The following is a 19,968-nucleotide window of genomic DNA, read 5'->3' on the forward strand; positions in this document are numbered from 1 at the left end:
GGCTATCCCCCCAGGCAAACAGACAACTGTGCGACGGAGTACCGCGAAAGGTCAGGCGGCATCGACCTTGGCGTCGGCTTCGGCGGCGGCATCAGCGGCGGCAGTGAAGGCGTAGGCATGCATGCCGAGGCTGCCATGCTCGAAGCCGGCATGCAGCCGTTCGGCCTTCGGCCGTGGCCCGGCGGCGCCCAGCGCCACCGGCAGCGGCAGGAAATGCTCGTCGGTCGGGTGGGCGCGGCGGGCGTCGGGGCTGGCATCCAGCCAGTTGCCGACCGCGCCGGCGTCGCCGGCCTCCAGCGCCGCGTCCAGCCAGCCGGCGAATCCGGTCGCCCAGGGAGCGGCGCCGGTGCCGCCGAAGCGGAATTCCCGCAGGTTGTGCACGGCGCCGCCGCTGGCGAGGATCAGCACGCCGTCGCGCCGCAGTCCCGCCAGCGACCGGCCGAGCGCGATGTGGTCGGCGGCGCTGCGGCCGGGCATCACCGACAGCTGCGCCACCGGGATGTCGGCTTCCGGATACATCAGCATCAGCGGCACCCAGGCGCCATGGTCCAGCCCCTGCGACGGATCGACGGCGGCCCCGGTCAGCTCGGCGACCCGCCCGGCCAGCGCCGGCGCTCCCGGCGCGGAGTAGCGCATGCGGTAGAGCGCGTCGGGGAAGCCGTAGAAGTCGTGGATGGTTTCCGGCGCCGCCGATCCGCTGACCGCCGGCACCCGGGTGGTCCAATGGGCCGAGACCGCCAGGATCGCGCTCGGCCGGCCGAGCCTGCGGCCCAGCCCGGCAAGGAAGTCGCGTCCGGCGCTGGTCTCCAGGATCAGCGTGGGGGCGCCGTGGGAGACGAAGACGGAGGGGAATTGGACGGTATCGGACATTGGGGAACGGAACTCCGGCCGGGCGGTGGGGCGACCGTTCCATTCGAGCAAAGAAAAACCCCGGCGCCAAGGCCGGGGTTTCTGAAAGTCCGTTGTTCACGCCGCAACAATCATCGCGGCGGAACCGGTCGATCGTTCTGCAGGCAGTCGATCGCTCCGGAGATGGTCGATCGAGGGACCGATCAGTGCAGGTGCTTCGGCAGCTCGCCGATCGACTGCTCGATCAGCTTGTCGGCCTGGGCGGCGGGCAGGCCGCCGGACAGGACGCGCTTGCTGGCGCCGATGGCGACGTCGACCGTCAGGTTGCGGACCTCGGCCAGCGCCGCGGCTTCCGCCTGGGCGATGCGGTCCATGGCCTGGGTCTCGCGGCGCTTCAGCGACGCCTCCAGGTCGGTTCCGGCCTGGGCGCGGAGGCGGGCGGCTTCCTCGCGGGCGTGGGCGAGGACGGCCTCCGCTTCCTTCTGGGCGTCGGCCAGACGGCTCTGGTAGCCGTTCAGCAGGGCCTGGGCGTCCTTGTGGAGACGCTCGGCCTCGTCCAGCTCGGCACGGATGCGCTCGGCGCGGCCGTCGAGCATGGTGCCGATGGCGGCCGACGCCTTCTTCCAGACCAGGGCCATGAAGATGACGAAGGCGACGAAGACCCAAAATTCAGGTGCGTTCATCCCCGGCGCTCCTCAAGCACGGCCGCGACGGCGGCGTCCGCCTGGGCCTGATCGACCTCGACGCCGGCCAGCCGGCCGGTGATGTCGCGGACGATGTCGGTCGACGCGGTGCGGATGTTGGCCAGAGCCTGATCCTTCGCCGCGGCGATGGAGGCCTCGGCGCTGCGCAGGCGTTCGGAGATGTCGGCGTTCAGCTGGGCCTGGCGGGCCTGGTTGTTCGCCTCGATCTCGGCGCTCGCCGTGGCGATGACGCCCTGGGCCTCGCTGCGGGCACCGGCGAGGGACTTCTCGACCCGGGCCAGGATGGCCTCGGCCTCTTCCTTCAGCTGGGCGGCCTTGGCGAGGTCGCGCGAGATGCGCTCCTGCCGCGCTTCCAGAACCTCGGCCACGCGCGGGAGCGCCTTCTTGGACATGAGGTAGTAGAGAACGCCGAAGGTCAGAGCCAGCCAGAAGATCTGGGTCGGGAAATTGGCGGGATTGAGCTGCGGCAGGCCGCCGGAAGCGTGCTCGCCGCCATGCGCCGCGTCCGGAGCGTGCTCCGCCGCGGCCGCCAGGACGGTGCCGGCCATCGTGGTGAGGGTGACGAGCGACGCGCCCGCCACACCCGACCAGCGGGCCAGCCGGCCTTTGGCCAACAGGTTCGGCATGATCGGTCCCCCTAGGCAAAGGAGCGGCGCCGAAACTTCGATCAGGAAGCCCGGCGCCGCGTCAGAGCTGTTTTTTTGAAAGCCGCTCTGGCCTTAGGCGAACAGGATCAGGAAGGCGATCAGCAGGGCGAAGAGCGCGACGGCTTCCGTCAGCGCGAAGCCCAGAATGCCGATCGGGAAGACCTTCGGCTGGACGGCCGGGTTGCGGGCAATCGAACCGATCAGGGTCGAGAAGATGTTGCCGATACCCAGGCCGACACCGGCGAGGGCGATAACGGCAAGACCGGCACCGATGAACTTGGCGGCTTGAGGATCCATGGTACTCTCTTCCTCTAGGTAAGGTTGAACTTGTTGGAACTTTTGAGGTGAACGCGTGTCCGGCTCGGCCGGGAGCGGCTCAGTGCAGCTCCAGCGCGTCGCGGATGTACAGGCAGGTCAGGATCGAGAAGACATAGGCTTGCAGGAAAGCCACCAGGAACTCGAAACCGGTCAGGGCGACGTTGATCGCCAGCGGGACGAGGCCGGTGACGAAGCCCAGCGCGCCCATGCCGCTGATCATCATGACCGTGAAGCCGGCGAAGACCTTCAGCATCGTGTGACCGGCCATCATGTTGGCGAACAGTCGGATCGAGAGGCTGACGGGGCGCATCACGTAGGAGATCACCTCGATCGGGATGAGGATCGGGGCGAGCGCGACCGGAGCGCCGTGCGGCATGAAGAAGGAGAAGAAGTGCAGGCCGTGCTTCATCAGGGCCAGGATGGTCACGAACACGAACACCGTCGCCGCCAGCGCGAAGGTCACGATGATGTGGCTGGTGAAGGTGAAGGTGAAGGGGATCATGCCGATCATGTTGCCGATCAGCACGAACATGAAGATCGAGAACACGAACGGGAAATAGGGCTTGGCGTCGTGGCCGGCGTTGTCGCGCACCAGGTTCGCGACGAACTCGTAGAACATCTCGGCCAGCGACTGCAGGCGGCCCGGGACCATCGACTTGTTCGCCACGCCCATGACCAGCAGGGCGTAGATCGCCGCCACGGCCACGACCATGAAGAAGGCCGAGTTCGTGAAGGAGACGTCGTAGCCGCCGAGCACGATCTGGAACAACGAATTGATTTGGAACTGGTGCAGCGGATCCAAGGTCGTCCTCGCTCAGTGTGCGTCGCCGTCTTGGCGCTCGTTGTCGTCCCCAGTGGGCCGGCGGTAGCCGGCGGCGATGCCGAAGCCGGTGACGGCCCGGTAGACGTTCAGGACTCCCGCCGCGGCCCCCAGGAAGAACATGACGATCAGTCCCCAGGGCGCGGTGCCGAGCCAGCGATCGAGCAGAAGCCCGCCGCCGACGCCGACGATCATGGCGGCAACCAGTTCGGTCCCGATGCGCCAGGCGGTGCCGAGAGCGCCCTGCGGCGGACGGTGGTATTTGCTACCGGGTCCGCCCGACCAGCCGCGCTGTCCCTCACGCGCCTTCCGCAGCCGGGCTTCGAGGTCATCCAAGGGATCGGGGGGCGATTTTTCGGTCATTCCGCCTCTCAATCACGCTCGGCTCGCAGCCATGCGAAAGCGGCGAGACCATACGGGCGGGGCGTTACCCTGTCAAGTCGCAAAACCTGCGGTATAAGTCATTGAAAAGAATAGAAAAGACCGGGAAAGTCATGGATTTTGCCGCGCTGCGGCGCGTTGTCCCGCTCCAGCATGCGAAAAAACCCTGTGGTATGACCGCATTTCAGGGTTTTTCCGCCGCTTTTCACCCGGTCCGCCCCGGTCCGGCCCCGACTCAGCCCGCGATGCGGGGGGAGAGATCCTGGGCGATCTTGTCGGCGCTGGTGCCGCCGGGATACACCCCGACGAATTTCCCGTCCGGCCCCATCAGGTAAATGAAGCTGGAGTGGTCCATCAAATAGTCGTCGCCTTTCCCGTCCTTTTGCGGCGCCTTGGCATAATAGACGCGGTAGGCGCGGGCGGCCTCGCGCACCTGGTCCGGCGTGCCGGTCAGGCCGACCAGACGGGGGTGGAACAGGGCGACATAGTCCTTCATGTGCGCCACAGTGTCGCGGTCCGGGTCGATCGTGATGAAAACCGGCTGGATTTTGTCCGCCTTCGGCCCGAGCTGGTCGAGCGTCTGGGTCATCACCCCCAGTTCGGTCGGGCAAACATCCGGGCAATAGGTATAGCCGAAATAGATCAGCATATACTTGCCGCGGAAATCGGCGTCTGTGACCGTCTTGCCCTGCTGGTCGGTCAGCGTGAAGGGACCGCCGATCGGCACCGCGGACTTGGTGCCGCTTTCCACCGTGGTGGTGGCGCTGCGCACCTGCCACCAGGCGATTCCGGCGGACACGGCGATGGCGAGGACGGAGGCGGCGGCGATGCGCAGGAGGCGTGTTTTCATGGTCCGTCAGGAATGGGGCCGGTCGCCGCCCAGGTCAAGAGGGCGCGGCATCTTCGCGCGGGCCAGCGGGTGGGGCTGAGGCGGGTGGGTCCGGCGGGCGGTCACGCCGCCGCGCTCCGGCCGCCGGTCGCCAGATGCTCGCCGATGCGCTTGTCGGCGCGCTGGATATGCTCGAACAGCCAATCGCGCAGCAGCGCCAGCAGTTCGTCCGCCACGGGGGCGCCGGCTTCGAGGCGACGATGCAGCGCGCCGGCACGGGTCAGCAGATCCTCGTGCCGGGCCTTGTGCGCCTTGGCGTCCGGGTAGCCGCACCGATCCATCAGCCGCTCCTCTTCGCCGAAATGCAGCGCGGTGTAGGCGAGCAGCCGGCCGACGGCCACTCCCAGCGCCTCGCGGTCGCCGGTCCCGCCTTTCGCGCGCCGAACCAGCGAAGCCGCGTCGTTCATCAGGGCGATCAGGATCATGTGGTCGGTGTCGATCGCGTCCTCTCCGACCGCCAGGGCATCGGTCCAGGGCAGGAGAACCTCCAAGCTCTCCGCCGGTCCCTCCGCCGGCCCGTCGTGCAGGGCGGCGAGCGGGGCGGCGTTGATCGCCTCGACATTCGCCAGGAAGGCATCGACCATGCCGCGCAGGCCCTGCGCCTGCCGTGACAGCCCGCCGGCCGCGTCCAGCAGGGCTTCGGCCGACCGCTCGGTCTCCTGCGCGGCACCCGATACCGCGCCGATGCTGGTGGAAACCTGGCGGGTACCGTCCGCCGCCTCCCCGGCGCTGCGGGCGATCTCGCCGGTGGCGGTGCCCTGCTGCTGGACGGCGGCGGCGATGGAGGTGCCGATCTCGTCGCTGCGGGCGACGATGACGCCGATGTCGCGGATCGCGCCGACGGCTGCCCGCGTCGCCTCGTGAACCTCGGCGATATGGCGGGCGATCTCCTCCGTGGCCCTGGCGGTCTGGCCGGCCAGAGTCTTCACCTCGCCGGCCACCACGGCGAAGCCCTTGCCCATCTCGCCGGCGCGGGCCGCCTCGATGGTGGCGTTGAGCGCCAGCAGGTTGGTCTGCCCGGCGATGCCGGCGATCAGGTCGGCGACCTCGCCGATCCGCCGCGCGGCCAGGCCCAGCCCGTCGATCCGCTCGCCGGCGTTCCGGGACGCTTCCACCGCCTGGGTGGAGATCGCCGAGGAGGTCACCACCTGCTCGCCGATCACGGCGATGGAGCCGGTCAGCTGCTCCGCCGCCGAGGCGACGGTCTGCACGCTGCCGGAGGCCTGGTGCGAGGCGCTGGCGACGGAGGTCGCCTCGCGGCGGTTGCGGTCGGCGGTGGCCGACAGGGCGCGCGCGGTGGTCTCCAGCGTGCCGACGGCGGTGCCGACGCTGCGGATCGTCTCGGCGATGGTGGCGTCGAAGCGGTCGGTCAGCCGCTTCAGTGCCTGGGCGCGCTGTTCGGCCACGCGATGCTCGATCTTCTGCCGTTCCCAATGGTGGGCGAGGTCGATCTGCTGGACGCGGAAGACCTCCACCGTGCGGGCCATGGCGCCGATCTCGTCGCCGCGGCCGAGGCCGGACACGGCGACCGCGCTGTTGCCGCCGGCCAACTGCTGCATGACGCGGCCGAGCCCGTCCAGCGGCCGGACGATGGCCCGGCTGACCAGCAGGGCCAGCAGCACCGCCGCCAGCGCGATCAGCAACCCGGTGCCCGCCAGCCGCAGCGCCGCCTGGCGGAAGGCGACGTCGACGTCGTCGATGTAGATTCCGGAGCCGATCAGCCAGCCCCAGGGGGCGAAGCCCTTGACGTAGGACAGCTTCGCCACCGGGGCCGCCGATCCCGGCCTGGGCCAGAGATAGTCGACGAATCCGGCGCCGTCCGCCTTCACCACCCGCACGAACTCCCGGAACAGCAGCTTGCCGTCGGGATCGGCGAGGCGCGAGACGTCGGTGCCGTCCAGGTCGGGCCGGATCGGGTGCATGACCATCCGCGGGCCGAGGTCGGTGATGAAGAAATATTCGTCGCCGTCATGGCGCAGGGCCTTCAGCGCCGTCTTGGCCCTGGCCTGCGCCTCGGCGCGGGGGAGGGCGCCGGCACGCTCCTGCGCCTCGAAATGGGCGACCAGGCTGTGGGCGACCTCGACGACGTTGCGGGTCTTGTCCTGGCGGTCGCCCATCATCTCGGCGCGCAGCCCGATCAGGCTCACTGCGGCGACCAGGACCAGCCCGAGGCCGGCCACGGCCAGAATCAGTGCGATCTTGCCCTTGATGCTGATGCGTTCGAACACGGCAACGGTCACGGCGGCAGCCCCCTCCGGCAACGAAACGACGATGTCCATAAAATTTTCAGGACTTTTGCCGGTGCGGTGCGGGCCGTCAAGCCGATTCGTTTGTATATGTTACATTTCGTTCAACTGAATGCCAAAACGACAACCATAGCGGGGTGTGTCCCGCGAGCGGGCGGAAGGCGTCGGACGGGAGGCGCGGCCATCGCCTCTCCCGCCCGAAGCCCTGTCCTGTTCAGAGCACCGTCAGCATGCTCGCCACCAGCGGATGGCGAACGATGTCCTTCTCCGTCAGCCGGGCGACGGCGATGCCCTCCACCGCTTCCAGACGGCGGGCGATGTCGGACAGCCCTGACAAATTGTCGAGCAGGTCGGTCTGGTCGGGGTCGCCGGTCAGCACCATGGTGGAATGCCAGCCCAGCCGGGTCAGCAGCATCTTGATCTGGGCGTAGGTGCAGTTCTGCGCCTCGTCGATCACCACGAAGGCGTTGTTCAGGGTGCGGCCGCGCATGAAGCCGACCGGGGCGATCTCGATGGTGCCGTCGGCCATCATGGTGCGCAGCCGCTTGGAGCCCAGCCGGTCGGTCAGCGCGTCGTAGAGCGGGCGCAGGAACGGCGCCATCTTCTCGTGCATGTCGCCGGGCAGGTAGCCGATGCTCTCGCCCGCCTCGATGGCGGGGCGGGACAGGACGATGCGGTCGACGCTGCCCGACTCCAGGGCCTCCACCGCCGAGGAGATGGCGATGTAGGTCTTGCCGGTGCCCGCCGGCCCCAGCGCCACCACCAGATTGTGCGTCTTGATGGCGTCCATCAGGAGCTTCTGGTTGGGGTTCTGCGGCTTCACCTTGCGGAGATAGCTCTGGTCGCGGCGATCCTCGCTCCCACCGAGCGGGTCCCAGCCGAAGGCGGCCGGGGTGGTCATGCCGGGGAAAAGCGGGTGGACGGTGGAGTCGTCCGCCGCAGCGATGCCTTTGCTCGAACGCTTGGCCATGTCGCATCTCCTCGAATGGTGGGGGTGGAGCGGGATCCGGGCACAAAAAAGCCTCCCGCAGGGGGGAGGCTCGAACGGTCGCATGAGCGTGTGATGACGGGGTGCGCGGTGAGGGCTGCTTCGCCGGATGCCGCTGCCCGACGCCGTGCCGGGTCCGGACATGCCGGTGCGGGCCGACGGGGGAGGTGCAGTGTGGGCGAAGCAAGGTGCAAGAGAACCTCGTCGTCGTTGGAAACCACGCAACCTGACTGTACCGGTCATAACGCAGCGCGTCAGGCAAAATTGCGGCCGACGCAAAATATTCATACCAGATGTGGTGTGGGTGCCGCAGGAAAGCGGTCGGGACGGGGTTGGTAACCCTTTCCGCCGAGCCGGGCCGCCCGTCGGATAGCCTTCCGGCGGAGGCGGCCGAAAGGCTTTGCCGCTGCCGCGGCCTTTCATTACTATGGTCGGCCACGGGGGAAATCGAGAGACATGCTGCAACCCTGGCCTGTCCGCGAAGGCGGCGGGCCGCGATCTCCGGTCGTCGCGTCCGACGATGGCGGGAGAGGGTGGGGGCTGCCCGGCATTCGTCCGAGGGCGGCCGGCGGCACGGCCTTCCGATTGTCACCCGGGCGGACGGGGAAACTCTTGAAACCGACCGGCGTGGACGGCTAGAAGGCGCTGATTGGCTGGCTCGATGCCGGACCTGCGCGAAGGCGGGATGCGGCGGAACCGGGCTCTCGGGTGAACCGGATGCACGGAACGGGGCGGCAGGAACGAACGGGAAGGCTACGGTGAGCAGCGCCAGTCAGGTCGCCGAACGGGATGTGCCGTTCCAGTTGCGTGGCAACTCCTTCACCATGATGGTGCTGAAGGTTTTCGCACCGACATCGCCCGAATTCTTCACCCAACTGAACGTCAAGGTGCGCCAGGCACCCAACTTCTTCCGCAACGCGCCGGTCGTGCTGGATTTCGACGACCTGCCGGAGAGCATCGTCTTCGATCTGGCCGCCTTCGTGGCGCAGGTGCAAGCGCAGCATCTGCTGCCGGTCGGCTTCCAGGGTGGGCCGCAGCCGGTGCGCGAGGCCGCCGCCGCAGCGGGCCTGACGCCGATGCCGTCGGGCCGTGCCGCCAAGCTGGAAGAGGTGGTGAAGGCCCCCGACCCGCGCCAGCCCGGCGCGCAGGGACAGGCCCCGATCCCGGCGCCGCAGGTGCTGGTCGAGGTCGTCCACCGCCCCACCCTGGTGGTGACCGAGCCGGTGCGCTCCGGCATGCGGGTCTATGCCGAGAAGACCGACCTGATCGTCACCAGCTCGGTCTCGCCCGGCGCGGAACTGCTGGCCGACGGCAACATCCATGTCTATGGCGCGCTGCGCGGCCGGGCGCTGGCCGGCTTCTCCGGCGACGCCAAGGCCCGCATCTTCTGCCACAGCCTGGAGGCGGAGGTGCTATCGGTCGCAGGCAACTATCGGGTCAGCGAAGACATCAGCAGTGACTTTTACAAGAAAGCCGTGCAGGTTTTCCTGCGCGACGGTGTCCTCAGCATGGATCTGCTGAAGACGGCTTGAGAGCTGCAGCGACGGAATCTTGTCCGAAGACGGTAATCTTCGGATGGTGTTTGGTACCGGTGACGGCAACTTTGGGATTATGGGAGAGGCTTCGTTGAGCAAGATCATCGTCATGACCTCCGGCAAGGGCGGTGTCGGCAAGACGACCTCGTCCGCAGCCTTCGCGACCGGGCTGGCGCTTCGCGGCTTCAAGACGGTCGTCATCGATTTCGACGTTGGCCTGCGCAACCTGGACCTGGTGATGGGTTGCGAGCGCCGGGTGGTGTTCGACTTCATCAACGTCATCAACGGCGAAGCGAAGCTGAACCAGGCGCTGATCAAGGACAAGCGGATCGAGAACCTGTACATCCTCCCGACCTCGCAGACGCGCGACAAGGACGCGCTGACCCGCGAGGGGGTGGAGAAGGTGCTGAACGAGCTGTCGAAGGAATTCGACTACATCCTGTGCGACAGCCCGGCCGGCATCGAGCGCGGCGCCCTGATGTCGCTCTATTTCGCCGACCACGCGATCATCGTCACCAACCCCGAAGTGTCGTCGGTGCGCGACAGCGACCGCATCCTGGGCGTGCTGAACTCGCGCTCCCGCCGGGCGGAGCAGGGGCTGGAGCCGGTGACCCAGCAGCTGCTGCTGACCCGCTACGATCCCGAGCGCGTCGAGAAGGGCGAGATGCTGAGGGTCGACGACGTGCTGGAGATCCTGGCGATCCCGCTGCTCGGCGTCATCCCGGAAAGCCAGGCGGTGCTGCGCGCCTCCAACGTCGGCATGCCGGTGATCCTCGACGAAGCCTCCAACGCCGGGCTGGCCTATTCGGACGCCGTCGGCCGCTTCCTCGGCGAGGACATCGAGCATCGCTTCGTCACCCCCCAGAAGAAGGGCCTGTTCAGCCGGCTCCTGCGGAGGAGCGCATGAGCATCTTCAACTTCTTTCGCGCGGCACCCCGCGCCTCGGCGGTCCAGGCCAAGGAACGCCTGCAGATCGTCATGGCGCATGAACGCGCCGGCCGCAGCGGCCCCGACTATCTGCCGATGCTCCAGCAGGAACTGCTGGCGGTCATCGCCAAATACGTCAACATCGACGAGAACAAGGTCGAGGTGAAGCTCGACCGCGGCGGCGACTGCTCGACGCTGGAGGTCAACATCGAACTGCCGGCCCGTGAGCAGGCCAAGGCCGCCGCGGCGACCAAGCCGGGCGACAAGCCGGCCGGCAACGACGATGCCGCGACCAAGCGCCCGGCCGGCGGTGCCGTCGGCAATGCCGGCGGGAAGAAGCGCATCTGAGCGAAACCGGCCTTCGACCATTGGGAAATCCCTCCGGTGCCGCCGCGCCGGGGGGATTTCCGTTTCCGGAGGCCGCGGCGCCGGACGGCGGCGGGGGCGGGCCGGGTGCAGGGCAGGGTGCGGCATCGGACATAGGCCGTCGCTGATCCTCCGTCCGGGTTTACGGCCGGGCGGGGACGGGGTATCAACAAGGATACACCGCACGAAAGCCCAATGGCTCCAACGGCCTGCCCAAGGGCCGGCCCGGACGCCGGACGGGTGCCGGCGCGGTCGACCGACCACGGGACAAGAGGGTGCCGATGTTCCTCGATTGCTCGTCGCTGATCGCCGAGAACCCGCCGCGGCCGTCGAACGGGATTGCGGTCACGGACATCGACGGCGACGGCGCCCTCGAGCTGGTCGTGGCCGGCTATCGCACCGCCAACCTCGTCCTGAAATGGGTCGACGGCCGTCTGGTCGATGTCGCCGATCCCTCGCTCGCCGACCCCACCGGTCCGGCGCTGGGTCTGGCCGCCGCCGACGTCGACGGCGATGGGCGGGAGGAGCTTTACATCGTCAACAGCGACCGTACCACCGGCGCGAAGGACATGGCCGACCGGCTGTTCGCCTGTTTCGGCAAGCATTGGCTCGACCTGTTCGCGCAGGCGGAGAATGCCGGCGCGGCCAACCACACCGCGGCCGGCGCGGTGGCGGCGGTCGACCGCTGGGGCCATGGCCGCTACGGCTTCCTGGTGGCGACCGACGGCGGCCCCTTGCGCCTCTACGAGCTGACCCGGCGCGGCCGGCTGGAGGACGGGGCCGAGGAGGCCGGGCTGGACTCGATCGGTGCCGCGCGCGGCGTCACCGTCCTGCCCATCGTCTCCGACCACATGGATGTGGTGACGGTCAACGACGGCGGTCCCAACCAGCTGTTCCGCAACCTGGGCGACGGCAATTTCGAGGAGATCGCCGAGGAGCGCGGCATCGCCGATTCGCGCCCGTCCGGCCGGGCGGTCACGGCGCTGGATGTCGACGGCGACGGGCTGTTCGATCTGGCGGTCGGCACCTGGGACGGGGCGCAGCGCCTGTTCCACCAGCGCATGGGCGGCAGCTTCATCGAATCGGCCAATGCCGACCTGTCGATGCCCGGCCGCATCTTCACCGTCGTCGCCGCCGATTTCGACAATGACGGCTACGAGGAGCTGTTCTTCCACGCCCATGGCGAGCCCAACCGCCTGTTCGGCTGGCGCAACGACCAGTGGCAGGAGCTGGAGCTCGGCGACGCGGCCGAGCCGAAGGGGCTGGGCACCGGTGCGATTGCCGCCGACATCGACGGCGATGGCCGGCTGGAACTGGTGCTGGCGCACGGCAACACCCATGGCGCGCCGGACGGCGCCGCGCAGCCGCTGTCCGTCTATCGCCCGGCAGCGTCCAACAACGGCTGGCTGCGCGTGCAGCCGCTGACCCCCTTCGGCGCACCGGCCCGCGGTGCCGTGGTCAGCCTGAGTGCCGGCGGGCGCCGCCAGCGCCGGGCGGTCTGCGCCGGCTCCGGCTATCTCTGCCAAGGCGAGCCGGTCGCCCATTTCGGGCTGGGTCCGCTGCACCAGGTGGAGCAGATCGAGGTGCGCTGGCCCGACGGCACGGTGGTGACGGTGGACGACCCGCCGGCCGACCGGCTGCTGGTCATCCCCTATCCGCCGGAGTGAGAGGCGGTGCACGGAAAATGCGACCGATGGGATGATGGCCACCCAAATATTTCGCCACCGCAATGGGTAGGGTCTTTCCCGTCGGCTTCCGTCACATTAAGGTGCATTTCGTTGCGGCGCCCGCGGTGCGGGGCATCGCGCGGCCTGTCGAACCGGACATCGTCCGTCTGCGCCGCCGGTTCTCGCCGCGATCGGGCGCATGCATGACCTTGCGGGTCTGGGAAGCGGGAGGCCGGAAGGCACATGGCACGACGCGACGTTCCCCTGACGGGGGTGGAACGCTTCTTCGACCCGGATGAAGTCATCGTTTCCAAGACCGACCTGAAGGGCCGGATCACCTATGCGAACCGGGTGTTCCAGCGGGTCGCCGGCTATGGCGAGGCCGACCTGATGGGCGCTCCCCACTCCATCGTCCGCCATCCCGACATGCCGCGCTGCGTCTTCAAGCTGCTGTGGGACAGTCTGGCGGCGGGGACGGAGATTTTCGCCTATGTCGTGAACCGGGCCCGCAACGGCGACCATTACTGGGTCTTCGCCCATGTCACCCCCAGTTTCGACGCCGAGGGCCGGGTGATCGGCTACCATTCCTCCCGCCGGGTGCCGGAGCGCTCGGCGCTGGACAAGGTCGTTCCGCTCTACCGGCGGCTTCTGGACATCGAGAACAGCCACGCCGACCGCAAGCAGGGGATGGAGGCGGGCTACGCCGCCGTCCTCGCCCTGCTGGCGGAACAGGGGATCGGGTATGACGAATTCGTCTTCTCCCTTTAAGCCGCCGTCCTCCGGGCCATCGTCCTCTCGGCCATCGTCTCCGGGGCCATCGTCTCCGGGGCCATCGTCTCCGGGGCCATCGTCCCTGGCGAAGGCCGGCGGCCTGGCCGGTCTGGGCGGGGTCGCGCTGGCGGTGCTGCTGGCGGTCGATCTGCTGGAAATCGGCGGGATCGCCCTGCGTGCCGGGCTTGCCGTAGCCAGCATGGCGGCGCTGGGCGGCACGATGCTGTTCCTGCGCCGTGCCGGCGCGGTGATCGATCAGTTGGTCGGCGTGAACCAAGCGATCGCCGCTGGCGATTTCGAGGCGCGGGTGATCGGCATCCGCGAGGGCGGGGCGCTGGGCGAGCTGATGCACGCCACCAACGACGCCATCGACCGCATCGACGCCTTCGTGCGCGAGGCCACCGCCTCCATGCATGTGGTCTCGGAACACAAGTATTTCCGCCGAATCGTGCTGCGCGGCATGCAGGGCGGCTTCCTGCACGCCAGCCGCACCATCAATGCCGCGACCGAGAGCATCTCGCAGAAGGTCGCGGGCTTCGCCGGCGTGACGCGGCGCTTCGAAGGCCAGATCCAGAGCGTCTGCGGCGAGGTGGCGGACACCGCCCACCGGCTGGAGGTCTCCGCCCGCAGCATGGAGACGGATGCGACCCAGGCGACCGGCAAGGCGTCGTCGGTCGCGGCCTCCGCCGCCCAGACCGGCAGCAATGTCGGCAGCGTCGCCACCGCGACCGAGGAACTGTCCGCCTCCATCACCGAGATCGCGCGCCAGATCGGCGAGGTCGCCCAGGTGGCGGAAGACGCCGCCGGAGAGGCCGAACGGTCCAACGCGCTGGTCGGCACCCTGTCGGGCGCCGCGCGCACGGTGGGCGAGGTCGTCACCCTGATCGACGACATCGCCGGCCGGACCAACCTGCTGGCGCTGAACGCCACCATCGAGGCCGCCCGTGCCGGCGAGGCCGGCAAGGGCTTCGCCGTGGTGGCGCAGGAGGTCAAGCGGCTGGCCGACCAGACCGCCAGGGCCACCGGCGACATCACCGCCCAGATCGCCGGCATCCGGTCCTCCACCGACGAGGCGGTGGCCGCCATCGTCGGGATCGGCCGCACCATCGACGCCATCAACCGGATCGCCGCCGGCATCAGCGCCGGGATCGAGCAGCAGGGTTCCGCCGTGCGCGAGATCGTCGTCAACATGGAGCAGGCCGCCGCCGGCACCCGCGCGGTGTCCGACGACATCCGCGACGTCACCGACGCCGCCGGCCGCACCAGCGGCACCGCGCACGAGGTGTTCGCCGCGTCCGAGCGGATGGCTGCGGAGGCCGACCGCCTGACCCGCGAGGTGCAGCATTTCCTGGACGAAATGCACCGCGTCGCCTGATGGCGCTTTTTGCGGTGCGTCGGTGTGGGCGGCATCAACTGCCCGGCGAATGTGCACGGCATGTGCATGGGTTTTTGCAATGCGGAATTGATCTGGCGTCTTTGGTGGCTAATAAGAATTTTTATTGCGAATTTTGCGAGAATTCGTATTACGTTTCGGCAACAAGACTGTCATGCCAATGACAAGTTCGCAGCCCATTGAGCAACCCGGCGCCAGCATGCCTGCCGTTTCAGCACCTTAGCCGGCGGATCCTGCTGGAAGATCAGGGGGGCGGACATCATCCGCGGCCAACTGCCGCGGAAATCGGGAGGGGCGGGCGGATGGCCGTGACCCGGCGACCATTGGCACGGCTTTTGATGAGGGGGAAACAGGGACGGTCATGACGGGGGACAAGACGATGAGCATGGCGGGCACCGATCTGTTCGAGCTGTCGCGGGGCGTGCTGGATGTTGCCTCGAAGAAGGTGTCCTTGATCGAGGACATCACCCGGCGCACCAAGATGCTGGCCATGAACGCCCTGATCGAGGCGGCACGGGCCGGCGACGCCGGGCGCGGCTTCGCCGTCGTCGCCAACGAGGTGTCGGAGATCTCGACACAGGTGAACAGCATCACCAAGGAGCTGCGGTCGGAGATCGTGGCGCGCGTCGACCACCTGACCACCACCGGCAGCGCCATGGTGCAGGAGATGCACGGCAAGCGGCTGGCCGACCTGTCGCTGAACATGATCGAGATCATCGACCGCAACCTGTATGAGCGGTCCTGCGACGTGCGCTGGTGGGCCACCGACAGCGCCGTGGTCGATTGCGTCGCCGATCCGACCGAGGCGGCGCGCCGCCATGCCTCGCGCCGGCTGGGCGTGATCCTGGAATCCTACACGGTCTATCTCGACCTCTGGATCGCCGACCGCAACGGCACCGTCATCGCCAACGGCCGGCCGGACCGCTATCCCGGCGCCCGCGGCGCCAACGTGTCCGACGAGCCGTGGTTCCGGCAGGCGCTGGCCACACGCAACGGCGGCGAGTTCACCGTCGGCGACGTCGCCCGCAACCGCGGCCTGGACGACCGTGTCGTCGCCACCTATGCCACCGCCATCCGCCGCGATGGCGAATCGGATGGCGACGCCATCGGCGTGCTCGGCATCTTCTTCGACTGGGAACCGCAGGCCGCCGCGGTGGTCGAGGGCGTCCGGTTGGAGGCCGGGGAGCGCGAGAAGTCGCGCTGCCTGCTGCTCGACGCCCGCCACCGGGTCATCGCCTCGTCCGACGGCCGCGGCCTCTTGACCGAGACGGTTCCGCTGCGCCGCAATTCCGGCAGCATGGGCCATTACTCCGACGACAAGGGCCGTCTGGTCGGCTACGCCCTGACGCCGGGTTACGAGACCTACAAGGGGCTCGGCTGGTACGGGGTCATCGTCCAGGAGCGGTGAACCTGCCGCTTCCAAGCCTGTCGCCTTCGGGGCCGGGGCCGGGATACACTCCCGGCCCTGTTCCGTTCCGGGGGTCGCGATCATGCCCACCCAACAGCTTACCGTTTACCGAGAGAGCTTTCCCATCCGCGGCGCCTTCCGCATCTCGCGCGGCGCCAAGACCGAAGCCGCGGTGGTGGTGGCGGAGGTGAGCGACGGCCGCCATCGCGGCCGCGGCGAATGCGTGCCCTATGCCCGCTATGGCGAAAGCGTCGACGGGGTCGTCGCCGCGCTGGAGGCGATGGCCGAGTTGTTTGCCGGTGGCCTCGACCGTGCGGCGCTGGCCCGGTTGATGCCGGCCGGCGCCGCTCGCAACGCGCTGGACTGCGCCCTGTGGGACCTGGAGGCCAAGCGCAGCGGCGTGCCCGCCTGGACGCTGGCCGGGCTGGCCGAGCCGCCGGGGCCGCTGGTCACCTGCTACACGCTGAGCGTCGACGAGCCGGACGCCATGGCCGCGGCGGCCCGCGACCGGGCGCCGCGCCATCCGCTGCTGAAGATGAAGCTGACGGGGGAGGGCGATCTCGACCGGGTCCGCGCCGTCCGCGCCGCCGCGCCCGCCGCCCGGCTGGTGGTCGACGCCAACGAGGGCTGGACGCTGGACCAGTTGCACCGCTTCGCCCCGGTGCTCGCCGGGCTGGGCGTCGAGATGATCGAGCAGCCGCTGCCCGCCGGCCAGGACGAGGTCTTGCGCGGCATCGATTGTCCGGTGCCGCTCGGTGCCGACGAGTCCTGCCACGGGCTGGGCTCGCTGGAGCGGCTGCGCGGGCTCTATCAAGTGGTGAACGTCAAGCTGGACAAGACCGGCGGCCTGACCGAGGCGCTGGCCATGACCCGGGCCGCCCATGTCCTGGGCTTCGAGGTGATGGTCGGCTGCATGGTCGCCACCTCGCTCGCCATGGCCCCGGCGATGCTGGTGGGGCAGGGCACGCGCTATGTCGACCTGGACGGTCCGCTGCTGCTGGCCCGCGACCGCGAACCGGGGCTGGTCTATGACGGCGCGGTGGTCCAGCCGCCGGTCGCGGAGCTGTGGGGGTAAGTATCGGCTGACTATGCCCCCTGGACATAGGGCGGCGGCGGGGTGCCCACCGACGCCGGCACATAGGGCGCGTCGGCCAACCCGTTGACCTTGGCGGCCATGACGAAGTCGTTTTCGTGCAAGCCCTTGATCTTGTGGGTCCAGAAGGCGACGGAGCAGTGGCCCCAGCCGTAACGGATCTCGGCATGGTGGCCTTCCGCCTCGCAGAGGGTGCCGACCTGGTGGGCGAAGGCCTGGGCCTGGGCGAAGTCGGGGAACTTGAAGTCGCGTTCGATGCGGTCGGGATCCTCCTTCAGGACCCAGCCCGGCACCTGCACCAGATAGGAGGCGGCCATCGCCCGGTCCATCGGCGGTATCCCGCCGCGGCAGGGCTCGCAGGTCTTGGCCGCCAGTTCCTGCGTCGTCGGCGCCTGTGGTGTCATCCCGGTGTCTCCCTTGTTGGTGGCCCCAGTTGGCGGCCCCAGTTGGCGGCCATTGTTGAGGGTGGCGGCGGTCTGGGTTAGAAGCCTACCGCCTTACAAGCTTGGGATCGGGCCGGTGCTTCGGCAACCCCGGCATCCTGCCTGCGACCGACAGATGCACTTTTGGGAAGCGATCCGATGACAGACCTGCGCAGCGACATGCCCTTCGCCGACTACCAGCACCCAACCAAGCCGGTGGACGGGCCGCGGCTGGCCATCGTCGGCGAGGCACCGGGGGCCGAGGAGGCGCGGCTGGGCAAACCCTTCGTCGGCCGCAGCGGCAAGCTGCTGGACGAATCGCTGGCGGCCGTCGGGATCGAGCGGGCGGAATGCCTGGTCGCCAACGTCTTCCGCTACCAGCCGCCGGGCAACAAGGTGGGGCATTTCTTCTCCTCGCGCGCCCGCGCCCGCAAGGAGGGGCGCGAGATCGACGAGAGCTGGGGCGCCTTCGGCACGTCGGACCGGCTGCTGGCCGAATTCGCTGGGGAAATCGAGCATCTGCGCGCCACACTGGCCGAGTACCGTCCGTCGGTGATCGTGGCGTTGGGCCGCACGCCGACCTGGGCGCTGACGGGCGAGAACGGGATCCTGCAGCTGCGCGGCAAGGTGCTGCCCTGCCGCCTGCTGGAGGGGGTGGAGGTGGTGCCGACCTTCCATCCCAGCTACCTGCTGCGCGGCCAACTGGTGGAACAGCCGACCTTCCTGGCCGACTTGCGTCTCGCCGTCTCCCGCCTCAATCGTTAGATCGACCCGGTCAGGCGTCAGGCAGCAGGCGCCAGATCGTCGTCTCGCGGACCTCCCGGTCCTCCAGCTCCAGCGAGGTCGGGACGGTGTAGCGCGCCACCCTCTCGATCCCGCCGGTGGGGACATAGGCGCGGCCGGGATCGCCCAGCAGCACCAGCGTGCCGGTGGCGGCGACCCCGCGCAGCCAGGCCGTGACCCGCTCCGCCATCGGCTTCTCGTAGCAGACGTCGCCGGCCAGCACCACGTCGATGCCCGGCAGCGGGCGGCCGACCAGATCGGCGCTGACCGTCTTGACCTCCACCCCGTTGGCCTCGGCGTTCAGCGCGATGGCCGCCAGCGAGAAGCGGTCGATGTCGCAGGACTGCACCCGCGCCGCGCCCGCCTTCATCGCGGCGATGCCGACCAGCCCGGTCCCTGCGGCAAAATCGAGCACCGACTTGCCGGCCACCAGCTCCGGCCGGTCGAGCAGGAGCCGTGCCACTGCCTGTCCGCCCGGCCAAGCGAAGGCCCAGTACGGCGGTGGCAAATTTGTGGCGGCCAAGGTCTCCTCGGTTGCCTGCCACAGTGGCGTGACCTCGGTGGCAAGATGAAGCTGGATTTCCGGCAGCAGCGGCGTGGTCGTCAGCGTCGTGTTGTCGCGGACGAAATCTGGCGGGGATGCGTTGTTCATACGAGGTTTCCCAAGGGGCTCCGCTGTTGGGAGGACGGCCGGCGATGGCTTATCAATGTTACATAATTCAAACGGTGTAGACACAGCTGCGAACCCGTGTTACCCGTTCCAACCAGGGGAAAACAGAAGGATTGGGGGAGTCATGCGGCAGAGGGGAACCGCCATCGGCCTTTCGCTTGCGGCTTTGATCGCGCTGAGCCCCCTTACCGTGTCGACGGCCGCCGCACAAGACGGCGATTGTGTGCGTACGGTCCGTTCCATCTCCGACTTCACGATCCGCGGCGACGCCTGGACCTGGTGGGATCATGCCGCCGGCCAGTATGACCGCGAACACCGCCCGGCCATCGGCTCCGTCCTCGTCTTCAAGCGCACCGGCCACATGCGCCGCGGCCACGTCTCGCTGGTCAGCGCGGTGATCGACCGCCGCACCATCGAGGTCGACCACAGCTGGATCGACGGCGACGGGCTGCGCCGCGGCATGCGGGTGGTCGACGTGTCCAGCAACAACGATTGGTCCGCCGTCCGCGTCTGGCACGAGCCGACCGACCAGATGGGGCTGCGCGTCTACGCCGCCTACGGCTTCATCATGCCGGACGGCGAATCGGACGCTCCGCGCGGCGGCCGGGTGCTCGATGCCGGCGACCGCGGCATGGACCAGGGCTTCGCCAGCAGCCCGCGCGGCCGCGCCAAGGTCAACGGCCCGCGCATGATGGAAGCGTCGCTGCACCCGCAGAAGGGCCACAGCGTCTCGGTTCCCGGCCGCAAGCCGCAGAGCCTGCCGACCACCGCCGTCGCTTCCCATGCTCCGCAGAAGCCGCAGCGCATGGACGTCGCCGTGCTGCCGTCCCGCAAGCCGGGCGGTGCGCATGCCACCCAGGCTCCGGTGACGGTCGCCGAGCTTTCCGGTCCCGGCAGCCGCCGCACCGTCGCCCCCAGCCGCAAGCCCGGCTCCGGAAACTCCGTTGCCCAGATGGCCGATACCAGCGAGCGCTGAGTGCAACCGCATTTGATTTTCGGGAAGGGCGGAGCTTTGCTCCGCTCTTTTCGTTTGTACGGCCGTTTGAGCGTGAGCCTCGATCGCTCACCCCGGCTCACTTGTTAAGTGACGC

The 19,968-nt window shown here is 68.7% G+C and carries 21 protein-coding genes; 10 read left to right on the forward strand and 11 right to left on the reverse strand.

Going from position 1 to position 19,968, the window contains the following annotated elements; genetic code table 11:
• Positions 1–51 precede the first annotated feature (51 nt).
• From JHL17_RS27735 to JHL17_RS27775, 9 genes are all read right to left on the reverse strand, one after another.
• Positions 52–870 (reverse strand): DODA-type extradiol aromatic ring-opening family dioxygenase, encoded by an 819-nt coding sequence (locus JHL17_RS27735; RefSeq protein ID WP_200197888.1) that lies wholly within the window; start codon positions 868–870, stop codon positions 52–54.
• A gap of 182 nt (positions 871–1,052) precedes the next feature.
• Complete coding sequence (locus JHL17_RS27740) at positions 1,053–1,532, reverse strand: F0F1 ATP synthase subunit B family protein (protein ID WP_200197889.1); 480 nt, start codon at positions 1,530–1,532, stop codon at positions 1,053–1,055.
• Positions 1,529–2,179 carry a F0F1 ATP synthase subunit B family protein gene (locus JHL17_RS27745; protein ID WP_200197890.1) on the reverse strand — a complete coding sequence of 217 codons (651 nt, stop codon included), beginning with the start codon at positions 2,177–2,179 and terminating at the stop codon, positions 1,529–1,531. The genes JHL17_RS27740 and JHL17_RS27745 overlap by 4 nt, the downstream gene beginning before the upstream one ends.
• Before the next feature lie 93 nt (positions 2,180–2,272).
• On the reverse strand, positions 2,273–2,497 hold the full coding sequence (locus tag JHL17_RS27750; RefSeq protein ID WP_012973363.1) for an ATP synthase subunit C family protein: 225 nt from the start codon (positions 2,495–2,497) through the stop codon (positions 2,273–2,275).
• A gap of 79 nt (positions 2,498–2,576) precedes the next feature.
• Positions 2,577–3,320, reverse strand: coding sequence for a F0F1 ATP synthase subunit A (locus tag JHL17_RS27755; protein ID WP_200197891.1), 744 nt, complete (start codon positions 3,318–3,320; stop codon positions 2,577–2,579).
• A 12-nt stretch (positions 3,321–3,332) separates the two neighbouring features.
• The gene (locus tag JHL17_RS27760; protein WP_200197892.1) at positions 3,333–3,701 is read right to left on the reverse strand and encodes an AtpZ/AtpI family protein; all 369 of its coding nucleotides are present in this window, start codon (positions 3,699–3,701) and stop codon (positions 3,333–3,335) included.
• A 253-nt stretch (positions 3,702–3,954) separates the two neighbouring features.
• Entirely contained in the window at positions 3,955–4,569 is a 615-nt protein-coding gene (locus tag JHL17_RS27765) for an SCO family protein (protein ID WP_200197893.1), read from the reverse strand.
• 101 nt (positions 4,570–4,670) lie between these two features.
• Complete coding sequence (locus JHL17_RS27770) at positions 4,671–6,887, reverse strand: bacteriohemerythrin (RefSeq protein WP_211113575.1); 2,217 nt, start codon at positions 6,885–6,887, stop codon at positions 4,671–4,673.
• A 181-nt stretch (positions 6,888–7,068) separates the two neighbouring features.
• Positions 7,069–7,824 carry a PhoH family protein gene (locus JHL17_RS27775; RefSeq protein ID WP_200197894.1) on the reverse strand — a complete coding sequence of 252 codons (756 nt, stop codon included), beginning with the start codon at positions 7,822–7,824 and terminating at the stop codon, positions 7,069–7,071.
• 776 nt (positions 7,825–8,600) lie between these two features.
• Here JHL17_RS27775 and minC point away from each other — a divergent pair.
• From minC to dgcA, 8 genes are all read left to right on the forward strand, one after another.
• Entirely contained in the window at positions 8,601–9,374 is a 774-nt protein-coding gene (minC, locus tag JHL17_RS27780; protein WP_200197895.1) for a septum site-determining protein MinC, read from the forward strand.
• A 94-nt stretch (positions 9,375–9,468) separates the two neighbouring features.
• Entirely contained in the window at positions 9,469–10,284 is an 816-nt protein-coding gene (minD, locus tag JHL17_RS27785; RefSeq protein ID WP_200197896.1) for a septum site-determining protein MinD, read from the forward strand.
• Positions 10,281–10,652, forward strand: a complete 372-nt coding sequence (gene minE, locus JHL17_RS27790; RefSeq protein ID WP_200197897.1) for a cell division topological specificity factor MinE — start codon at positions 10,281–10,283, stop codon at positions 10,650–10,652. The genes minD and minE overlap by 4 nt, the downstream gene beginning before the upstream one ends.
• 299 nt (positions 10,653–10,951) lie before the next feature.
• A complete protein-coding gene (locus tag JHL17_RS27795) occupies positions 10,952–12,337 on the forward strand; it encodes a CRTAC1 family protein (protein WP_200197898.1) in 1,386 nt (461 codons plus the stop codon).
• Positions 12,338–12,580: 243 nt separating this feature from the next.
• A complete protein-coding gene (locus JHL17_RS27800) occupies positions 12,581–13,105 on the forward strand; it encodes a PAS domain-containing protein (protein ID WP_200197899.1) in 525 nt (174 codons plus the stop codon).
• A gap of 133 nt (positions 13,106–13,238) precedes the next feature.
• The gene (locus tag JHL17_RS37750) at positions 13,239–14,483 is read left to right on the forward strand and encodes a methyl-accepting chemotaxis protein (RefSeq protein WP_345773890.1); all 1,245 of its coding nucleotides are present in this window, start codon (positions 13,239–13,241) and stop codon (positions 14,481–14,483) included.
• 379 nt (positions 14,484–14,862) lie between these two features.
• Entirely contained in the window at positions 14,863–15,909 is a 1,047-nt protein-coding gene (locus tag JHL17_RS27810; protein WP_247893864.1) for a methyl-accepting chemotaxis protein, read from the forward strand.
• 82 nt (positions 15,910–15,991) lie between these two features.
• Positions 15,992–16,984 carry an N-acetyl-D-Glu racemase DgcA gene (dgcA, locus tag JHL17_RS27815; RefSeq protein WP_200197901.1) on the forward strand — a complete coding sequence of 331 codons (993 nt, stop codon included), beginning with the start codon at positions 15,992–15,994 and terminating at the stop codon, positions 16,982–16,984.
• An 11-nt stretch (positions 16,985–16,995) separates the two neighbouring features.
• Here dgcA and JHL17_RS27820 read toward each other — a convergent pair whose 3' ends face one another.
• A complete protein-coding gene (locus JHL17_RS27820; RefSeq protein WP_200197902.1) occupies positions 16,996–17,406 on the reverse strand; it encodes a 4a-hydroxytetrahydrobiopterin dehydratase in 411 nt (136 codons plus the stop codon).
• A gap of 177 nt (positions 17,407–17,583) precedes the next feature.
• Here JHL17_RS27820 and JHL17_RS27825 point away from each other — a divergent pair, with 177 nt between their 5' ends.
• A complete protein-coding gene (locus tag JHL17_RS27825; RefSeq protein WP_200197903.1) occupies positions 17,584–18,189 on the forward strand; it encodes a uracil-DNA glycosylase in 606 nt (201 codons plus the stop codon).
• A gap of 10 nt (positions 18,190–18,199) precedes the next feature.
• On the opposite strand, the gene JHL17_RS27830 is transcribed toward JHL17_RS27825, so the two are convergent.
• On the reverse strand, positions 18,200–18,859 hold the full coding sequence (locus JHL17_RS27830) for a class I SAM-dependent methyltransferase (protein ID WP_200197904.1): 660 nt from the start codon (positions 18,857–18,859) through the stop codon (positions 18,200–18,202).
• A gap of 241 nt (positions 18,860–19,100) precedes the next feature.
• On the opposite strand from JHL17_RS27830, the gene JHL17_RS27835 reads away from it, so the two are divergent.
• A complete protein-coding gene (locus tag JHL17_RS27835) occupies positions 19,101–19,853 on the forward strand; it encodes a CHAP domain-containing protein (protein WP_345773891.1) in 753 nt (250 codons plus the stop codon).
• Positions 19,854–19,968: the final 115 nt, after the last annotated feature.

This window comes from Azospirillum endophyticum (assembly GCF_016595245.1).
Classification (GTDB): Bacteria; Pseudomonadota; Alphaproteobacteria; order Azospirillales; family Azospirillaceae; genus Azospirillum; species Azospirillum endophyticum.

Excerpts from the sequence above, each read along its gene's own strand:
- JHL17_RS27775 (WP_200197894.1), bottom strand. The coding sequence starts at position 7,824 with ATGGCCAAGCGTTCGAGCAAAGGCATCGCTGCGGCGGACGACTCCACC.
- JHL17_RS27740 (WP_200197889.1), bottom strand. The coding sequence starts at position 1,532 with ATGAACGCACCTGAATTTTGGGTCTTCGTCGCCTTCGTCATCTTCATG.
- JHL17_RS27800 (WP_200197899.1), top strand. The coding sequence starts at position 12,581 with ATGGCACGACGCGACGTTCCCCTGACGGGGGTGGAACGCTTCTTCGAC.
- JHL17_RS27830 (WP_200197904.1), bottom strand. The coding sequence starts at position 18,859 with ATGAACAACGCATCCCCGCCAGATTTCGTCCGCGACAACACGACGCTG.
- JHL17_RS27765 (WP_200197893.1), bottom strand. The coding sequence starts at position 4,569 with ATGAAAACACGCCTCCTGCGCATCGCCGCCGCCTCCGTCCTCGCCATC.
- JHL17_RS27810 (WP_247893864.1), top strand. The coding sequence starts at position 14,863 with ATGACGGGGGACAAGACGATGAGCATGGCGGGCACCGATCTGTTCGAG.
- JHL17_RS27795 (WP_200197898.1), top strand. The coding sequence starts at position 10,952 with ATGTTCCTCGATTGCTCGTCGCTGATCGCCGAGAACCCGCCGCGGCCG.
- JHL17_RS27745 (WP_200197890.1), bottom strand. The coding sequence starts at position 2,179 with ATGCCGAACCTGTTGGCCAAAGGCCGGCTGGCCCGCTGGTCGGGTGTG.
- minE (WP_200197897.1), top strand. The coding sequence starts at position 10,281 with ATGAGCATCTTCAACTTCTTTCGCGCGGCACCCCGCGCCTCGGCGGTC.
- JHL17_RS27760 (WP_200197892.1), bottom strand. The coding sequence starts at position 3,701 with ATGACCGAAAAATCGCCCCCCGATCCCTTGGATGACCTCGAAGCCCGG.
- dgcA (WP_200197901.1), top strand. The coding sequence starts at position 15,992 with ATGCCCACCCAACAGCTTACCGTTTACCGAGAGAGCTTTCCCATCCGC.
- JHL17_RS27770 (WP_211113575.1), bottom strand. The coding sequence starts at position 6,887 with ATGGACATCGTCGTTTCGTTGCCGGAGGGGGCTGCCGCCGTGACCGTT.
- JHL17_RS27820 (WP_200197902.1), bottom strand. The coding sequence starts at position 17,406 with ATGACACCACAGGCGCCGACGACGCAGGAACTGGCGGCCAAGACCTGC.
- JHL17_RS27735 (WP_200197888.1), bottom strand. The coding sequence starts at position 870 with ATGTCCGATACCGTCCAATTCCCCTCCGTCTTCGTCTCCCACGGCGCC.
- JHL17_RS27825 (WP_200197903.1), top strand. The coding sequence starts at position 17,584 with ATGACAGACCTGCGCAGCGACATGCCCTTCGCCGACTACCAGCACCCA.
- JHL17_RS27750 (WP_012973363.1), bottom strand. The coding sequence starts at position 2,497 with ATGGATCCTCAAGCCGCCAAGTTCATCGGTGCCGGTCTTGCCGTTATC.